Annotated in this window: 1 pseudogene; it reads right to left on the reverse strand. The window is 58.6% G+C overall.

Annotated features, from left to right (window positions below):
* Positions 1-623: pseudogene (locus tag AACY52_RS32440) on the reverse strand (group II intron reverse transcriptase/maturase); the annotation flags it as partial.
* Positions 624-690 lie beyond the last annotated feature (67 nt).

Here is a 690-nt window from a genome sequence, read left to right on the forward strand (position 1 = left end):
TACTCTCGCCACGACATGCCGTCCACGCCCACCGCTGCATCCCGGCGCAGGGCATAAAAGCTCTGCGCCAGTAATTGCGGTGTAACGTGGTGCAGCAAAGCCGTGAACTGCATGCCCTTATTCCTTCGGGCTGCTTCACGTACACCTTCAAGTCCCATCGACGCGCAACTGATCCGGCTCTGTGTCCGGGGCGCGGGGGAAGTGTTGGTGTTTCCCTTGGCTACGTCCCTTTCCTCCACCCTCTCCGCAGGGCTTGGCCCCTTGTTCGACGGTTTCTCAGGTACTACGGACGTATCCGACTTCTCAACAACGTAGACAGCAGGGTTACGGCTTTTGGCCTTTCCTGCTCCGCCCGGTGCTTGCGCACCGGGCATTGCCGAGATCTCCCAGTTTCTGTGCGAAGGACTTCCCGACGTGCACAGGGTCTCCGACCGCGCGGGATCAGAGCATGACTGGCGTATAACGCCATGCTCCGTATTGCCTTCTGCTTCGCATAACAGCATCGGCATCCCGGATTCCTGATTACGCGGCTCAATGGCTGGCCCATCGGTTTCCCCTGTCAACGCTTCACCCTGCACCTCACGGTGCAACATGCATGACTCGGGGTCTGGTTGATTCGCCATTTCTTACCAGTATCGAACTTTCATCGACTATCCTCCGCCAGCTTTAACTGGCGCACTATGCGTCCGG

The organism is Pseudomonas sp. EA_65y_Pfl1_P113 (genome assembly GCF_963970525.1).
GTDB lineage: Bacteria > Pseudomonadota > Gammaproteobacteria > Pseudomonadales > Pseudomonadaceae > Aquipseudomonas > Aquipseudomonas tritici.